This is a genomic window from Kitasatospora sp. NPDC004799 (genome assembly GCF_040609095.1).
Classification (GTDB): Bacteria; Actinomycetota; Actinomycetes; order Streptomycetales; family Streptomycetaceae; genus Kitasatospora.
Window position 1 is genome coordinate 1 of the sequence record NZ_JBEXJK010000428.1, and the last position, 6,810, is coordinate 6,810.

Genomic DNA, 6,810 nt, shown 5'->3' on the forward strand with positions numbered 1-6,810 from the left:
AACTCGGCATCGAACCCCGCCGCGTCCGCCAGGAAACCGCCCGACCGCGTGTACGACGTCCCGGGATGATCAGCGTCCGGATGGAACAACCCCTCCACGTCCCACCCGCGATCCGAGGGGAACTCCCCGATCGCGTCCACCCCGTCCGAGACCAGGCGCCACAGCTCCTCGGGCGAGCCCACCCCGCCCGGCAGCCGGCACCCCATGCCCACGATCACCACCGGATCGGCGCCACAGTCCACCGACACCTCCGGCACCACCGGCGCCACGTCCCCAGCCGTACCGGAGAGTTCGGCCTTGAGGTGGTCGGCGAGGTCGGCGGGGGTGGGGTGGTCGAAGACGAGGGTCGCGGGCAGCCGCAGGCCGGTGGCGCCGGCGAGGCGGTTGCGCAGTTCGACGGAGGTCAGGGAGTCGAAGCCCAGGTCGCGGAAGGCGAGCCCGGGGGTGATGGTCGCGGCGTCGGAGTGGCCGAGCACGGCGGCGGTGTGGGCGGCGACCAGGGACAGCAGGTCCGAGGCGGGGGCCTTCGGCGTCGGCAGGGTCCGCGGCAGCGCGAGGTCGGCCGTGGTCAGCGCGGGACGCCCGGCGGCCAGCGCGGTGTCGAACATGGCCAGGGCGCGTTCGGTGCCGATGGGGCGGACGCCCTTGCGGGCGAGGCGCCGGCGGTCGGCCGCGGTGAGGTGGGCGGTCATGCCGCTCTCCTGCTCCCAGTAGCCCCAGGCCATCGACACGGCGGGCAGTCCGAGGGCCTGCCGGTGGGCGGCGAACGCGTCGAGGTAGGAGTTCGCGGCCGCGTAGCCGGCCTGGCCGGCGTTGCCGAGCACCCCCGCGGCCGCGGAGAACAGCACGAAGGCGGCCAGGTCGTGCCCGCGGGTCAGCTCGTGCAGGTGCCAGGCGCCGTCGACCTTGGGGCGCAGCACCCGGTCGAGCTGCTCCGCGGTCAGCCGTTCCACCACGGTGTCGTCGAGCACGCCGGCCGCGTGGACGACGGCGGTGAGCGGATGCTCGGCCGGGACCGAGTCCAGGACGGCCGCCAGCGCGTCCCGGTCCGCGACGTCGCAGGCCACGACCCGCACGTCGACGTCCCCGTGCGGCTCCAGGTGCGGCACCGCGCCGCCGCCGCGGCTGAGCAGCAGCAGGTGCCGTACGCCGTAGCGGGACACCAGGTGCCGGGCGACGGCCTGGCCGAGGGTGCCGGTGCCGCCGGTGATCAGCACGGTGCCGTCGGGGTCGATCGGCCGGGGGACGGTGAGGACGATCTTGCCGGTGTGGCGGGCCCGGCTCATCAGCCGGAAGGAGTCGACGGCCTGGCGGAGGTCGGCGGCGGTGACCGGCAGCGGCTCCAGCGTCCCGTCGGCGACCATCGCCACGACCTCGGCGAGGATGTCGCCCTGCCGCGCGGGGTCGACGTCGTTGAGGTCGAAGGCCCGGTAGATCAGGCCCTCGGGTGAGCGGACGTCCGTCTTTCCCAGCTCGACGAACCGTCCGCCGTCGGCGAGCAGCCGCAGGGAGGCGTCGGTGAGTTCCCCCGCGAGCGAGTTGAGGACGACGTCCATGGCCGGGAAGCGGTCGGCGAACCGGGTGTCGCGGGACGAACCGATGTGGTCGTCGGCCAGTCCGAGGCGCCGCAGGGTGTCCCACTTGGCGGGGCTCGCGGTGGCGAAGACCTCCGCGCCGCTGTTCAGGGCCAGCTGGACGGCGGCCATGCCCACGCCGCCCGCGCCGGAGTGGACCAGGACCCGGTCGCCGGGGCGCAGTTCGCCGAGGTCGAACAGCCCGTACCAGGCGGTGGTGAACGCGATGGGCACCGACGCCGCCTCGGTGAAGCTCCAGCCGTCGGGGATCGCCGTCAGGAGCCGGTGGTCGGCGACGGCGCGCGGCCCGAAGGCGCCGGGCATCATGCCCGTGACGCGGTCGCCGGGCCGCCAGGCCGTGACGCCGGGGCCGACCTCGAGGACGGTGCCGGCCGCTTCGCCGCCCAGCGGGGGCCGGTCCGGGTACAGGCCGAGGGTGATGAGCACGTCGCGGAAGTTCAGGCCGGCCGCGCGGACGGCGACCCGGACCTGTCCGGGTTCCAGGGCGGCCTCCTGCCAGGGCAGCAGGGCCAGGTCGTCCAGTCGCCCGGTGCCGGGCTCGCTCAGCCGGTAGGCGCCGTCGGGGGCGGTCAGTTCCGGCGCGTACCCGGCCTGCCGCGGCACGAGGACGCCGTCCCGGCGCAGGGCCAGTTCGGGTTCGTCGCCGGCCGTCATGGCGGCCCGGACCGCGTCCTCCTCGGAGGCGTCGCCCAGGTCGACCAGGACGAAGCGGCCGGGGTGCTCGGCGGCGGCGCTGCGGACCAGGCCGCGGACGGCCGCCCCGGCCACGCCGCGGGTCAGGACGGCCAGGCGGGCGGCCGACCGCTCCGGCCGCTCGGCCAGGAAGTCCTGGACGAGCGCGCGGGCCCGCTGGACGAGGGCGCGCACGGAGTCCGCGTCGGCTCCCCCGGTGAGGACCGGGCTCGGCACCACCTCGGTCGGGGTGCCCGGGGCGAGCGGCTCCCACCGGGTGTGCAGCACCGCGGCCCGGGCCTCGGCGGCCGGACGGACGGTCAGTTCGGTGATGTCGGCGACCGGGTGGCCGGACAGGTCGGTCAGGGTCGCGCGGTAGGTGTCGGTGCCGGTGCGGGCCAGGTGGACCCGGGCGGAGGACGCGCCGGTGGTGTGCACGGCGACGCCGGAGAAGGAGAACGGCAGCCGGACCCGGGTGTCGGGGCTGAGCAGGATCAGCGGCTGGAGGGCGGCGTCCAGCAGGGCGGGGTGGAGGCCGAAGCGGGCGCCGTCGGGGACGGACACCTCGGCGTACAGGTCGTCCTCGCCCCGCCACAGCTTCCGTACGCCCCGGAACGCCGGCCCGTACTGGTATCCGAGTCCGTCGAGGAAGGCGTAGAACCCTTCGGGGTCCACGGGTTCGGCGTTCGCCGGGGGCCGGTCGGGGCGACCGGCCGTCACCTGGCCGCCGAGCGTGCCGGACGCGTGGCGGACCCAGCCGTCGCCGCCCCTGGCGTGCACGGTGACCGGGCGGCGGCCGGCGTCGTCCGGGGCGCCGACCGAGACCTGGATGTCCGTGGGGGTGTCCGAGAGCGCGAGGGGCAGGTGCAGGACGAGGTCGTCGACGGGCCCGCCGGCCAGGGCGGCGAGTTCGAGGAAGGCGGTGCCCGGCAGCAGGACCGTGCCGTCCACGGCGTGGTCGGCCAGCCAGGGGTGGGTGCGGGTGGAGACGCGGCCGCTGTGCACGGTGGTCCCGTCGGGCAGTTCGACCGCGGTGCCCGCCAGCGGGTGCCCGGTGCCGTGGTCGCCGGCCGCGGGGGTGAGCCAGTAGGTGCTGCGCTGGAAGGCGTAGCCCGGCAGCCTGACGCCGTGCGGGCGCTCGTGCGGCCAGGTCACGGCGACGCCCTGGACGTGGAGTCGGGCCAGGGCGGTGTGGAACTCCCCGACGGCGCCGTGGTCGCGGCGCAGGGTGCCGGTCGCCACGCCGTCCAGGTCCTGCACCAGCACCGGGTGCGGGCTGACCTCCACGAACACCTCGTGGCCGTCGGCGGTGAGCCGGGCGGTGGCCAGGTCGAACCGGACGGGTTCGCGCAGGTTGCGGTACCAGTAGCCGGCGTCGAGGGCTGCGGTGTCGACCGGCTCGCCGGTGACCGTGGAGTAGAAGGGGACGTCCGCGGTCCTCGGCGTGATGTCGGCCAGGTCGGTGAGCAGCTGCTCGCGGATCGCCTCGACCTGCGCCGAGTGCGCCGCGTAGTCGACGGGGATGGCGCGGGCGCGGATGCCGTCCCTGGCGCAGGCCGCCAACAGCTCGTCCAGGGCCCCGGGTTCGCCGGACACGACGACGGTCGAGGCGGAGTTGACCACCGCGACGGTGATCCGGTCACCCCAGGGGCTCAGGTAGCCGGCGGCGTCGTCCGCGGACAGCACGACCGAGACCATGCCGCCGTGTCCGGCCAGGGCGACCAGGGCCCGGCTGCGCAGGGCGACCGCCTTGGCGGCGTCCTCCAGGGACAGCGCCCCGGCCACGTACGCCGCGGCGATCTCGCCCTGCGAATGCCCGACCACCGCATCGGGCTCGACACCATGGGCCCGCCAGAGTTCGGCCAGCGCCACCATCACCGCGAACAGCGCGGGCTGCACGACGTCCACGCGGTCGAGCGACCCACCGCCGGTCAGCAGCTCCACCAACGACCAGTCCGTGTACGGCGCCAGCGCCGCGTCACACGCGTCGACCGCCGCCCGGAACACGGGCTCCGAGCGGTACAACTCCGCGCCCATTCCGACCCATTGAGCACCCTGCCCCGGGAACACGAAGACCGTACGACCCAGCGGACGGGCGGTCCCGGTGACCAGACCCGGCGCCGTGCCGCCCTCGGCCAGAGTGTCCAGGGCTGAGGCGGTGCCCACCACGACGGCCCGGTGCTCGAACTCGGTACGGGCGGCCAGCGCGCCCCCGACCGCCGCCGGGCTCACCTCCGGATGCCCGGCGGTGAACTCGCCCAGCCGGCGCGCCTGCTCCCGCAACGCCGCCGCGGACCTGGCCGACAGCGGCCAGAGGACCTGGTCGTCCGCGCCGATCCGGGGAGCGGGTGCGGCGGAGTCGGCCTCGGCGGGCTGTTCGAGGATGCTCTGCTCGATGATGACGTGGGCGTTGGTGCCGCTGATGCCGAAGGCGGAGACGGCGGCCCGCCGCGGCCGCCCGGTCCCGGGCCAGGCGACCGGTTCGGTGAGCAGGCGGACCGCGCCGGAGGCCCAGTCGACGTGCGGGGTGGGCGCGTCCACGTGGAGGGTCCGCGGCAGTTCACCGTGCCGCATCGCCATCACCATCTTGATCAGGCCCGCGACACCGGCCGCTGCCTGGGTGTGGCCGATGTTGGACTTCACCGACCCCAGCCACAACGGCTCCACCCGGTCCCGGCCGTACGTCGCCAGCAGCGCCTGCGCCTCGATGGGGTCGCCGAGCGTGGTGCCGGTGCCGTGGGCCTCCACCGCGTCCACCTCGGACGCCGCCAGCCCGGCGTTGGCCAGGGCCTGACGGATCACCCGCTCCTGCGACGGACCGTTCGGCGCGGTCAGGCCGTTGGAGGCGCCGTCCTGGTTGGTGGCGGAGCCCCGAACGACCGCCAGCACCTCGTGGCCGTTGCGGCGGGCGTCCGACAGGCGTTCCAGCAGCAGCAGGCCGGCGCCCTCGGCCCAGCCCGCCCCGTCGGCCGCGGCGGCGAACGCCTTGCTGCGGCCGTCGGGCGCGCTCGCCCCCTGCCGGGACATCTCGGTGAACAGCGTGGGTGCCGCGTTGACGGTGACGCCGCCGGCCAGGGCCAGGGAGCACTCCCCCGAGCGCAGCGCCTGCGCGGCCAGGTGCAGGGCCACCAGGGACGACGAGCAGCCGGTGTCCAGGGACAGTGCCGGGCCGAGCAGGCCCAGCTGGTACGCCAGCCGGCCGGACCCCACGCTCGACGCGGTGCCGGTGACCTGGTAGCCCTCCAGGTCGTCCGGGACCGGCCCGGCGGCGTAGCCGGTGGACCAGATGCCGGTGAACACGCCGGTGGACGTGCCCTCCAGCGTGGTCGGGTCGATCCCGGCGTACTCGACGGTCTCCCAGGCGGTCTCCAGCAGGATGCGCTGCTGCGGGTCCATGGCGAGCGCCTCGCGGGGCGAGATCCCGAAGAACGCCGCGTCGAAGTCGCCGGCGGCGTCCAGGAAGCCGCCCCGGGCGGTGCTCGACGTGCGGGGGCGGCTTCCCGTCGGGTCGTACAGGCGGTCGAGGTCCCATCCCCGGTCGGCCGGGAAGTCGCCGACCGCGTCCACGCCGTCCGCGACCAGCCGCCACAGCTCCTCGGGGGTGCCGACGCCGCCGGGGTAGCGGCAGCCCATGCCGATGATGGCGATCGGCTCGTCCGCCGCGGCCGGGGCCGGGGCCTGGGGCGCGTGCTGCTCGCCGAACCCGCCGGAGCCGAACTCGCCGGGCCCGCCGGACAGGTGGGCGGCCAGCCGGGCGGGGGTGGGGTGGTCGAAGACGAGGGTGGCGGGCAGGTTCACCCCGAGCGCGGCGGTCAGGCGGTTGCGCAGTTCCACCGCGGTGAGCGAGTCGAAGCCCAGGTCCTTGAACGCCTGCCGGGGGTCGAGCCGTTCGGGGGTGGCGTGTCCCAGCACCGCGGCGACGTGGGTGGTGATCAGCTCCAGCAGGTCGGTGCCGCCGGCGGGGGGTGCGGGCCGGGGGGCCCGCGGCCGGCTCTGGGCCTCGGTCAGCTTGGTCCGGCTGAAGGTCCTGCAGCAGCCGGCTCGGCCGCGCGTGGGTGTAGGCGCGGGCGAACTGGGCCCAGTCGGCCTCGGTGACGACCGCGAGGGCCTCGTCGTGGTCGAGGACGTCCTGCAGCGCGTCGAGGGCCCGGCCCGGGTCCAGTTCGCCGAGGCCGAGCAGGGAGCGCTGGCGCTGCACGGGCTCCAGGGCCGCCATGCCGCCGTCGGCCCAGATGCCCCACGCGACGGAGGTGGTGGCGCGGCCCCGGGCGCGGTGCTGCGCGGCCAGGGCGTCGAGGAAGGCGTTGCCGGCGGCGTAGGCCGCCCCGTGGCCGTCGCCCCACACGCCCGCGGTGGAGGAGAACAGGACGAAGGAGTCGAGGTCCGGCAGGAGTTCCGCCAGGTTCGTGGCCCCGGCGACCTTGGCCGCGACGACCTCGGCGAACTCCGCCGGTGCCGGAGGGCTTCCTGGTCGACCGGGAGGCGCACGGCCGGGTGCCGCTGTCCGAGTCCATGGACCTGACCCGGACCGTCGGCTGGTTCA

1 protein-coding gene and 1 pseudogene are annotated in these 6,810 nt (G+C 75.8%); both read right to left on the reverse strand.

The features are described 5' to 3' along the window. A partial coding sequence (locus ABZW03_RS34485; protein WP_355267406.1) for an SDR family NAD(P)-dependent oxidoreductase occupies positions 1-6,179 on the reverse strand: 6,179 nt, incomplete at its 3' end. A gap of 370 nt (positions 6,180-6,549) precedes the next feature. Beyond that, positions 6,550-6,669, reverse strand: a pseudogene (locus ABZW03_RS34490) (KR domain-containing protein); the annotation flags it as partial. Between the last annotated feature and the right edge of the window lie 141 nt (positions 6,670-6,810).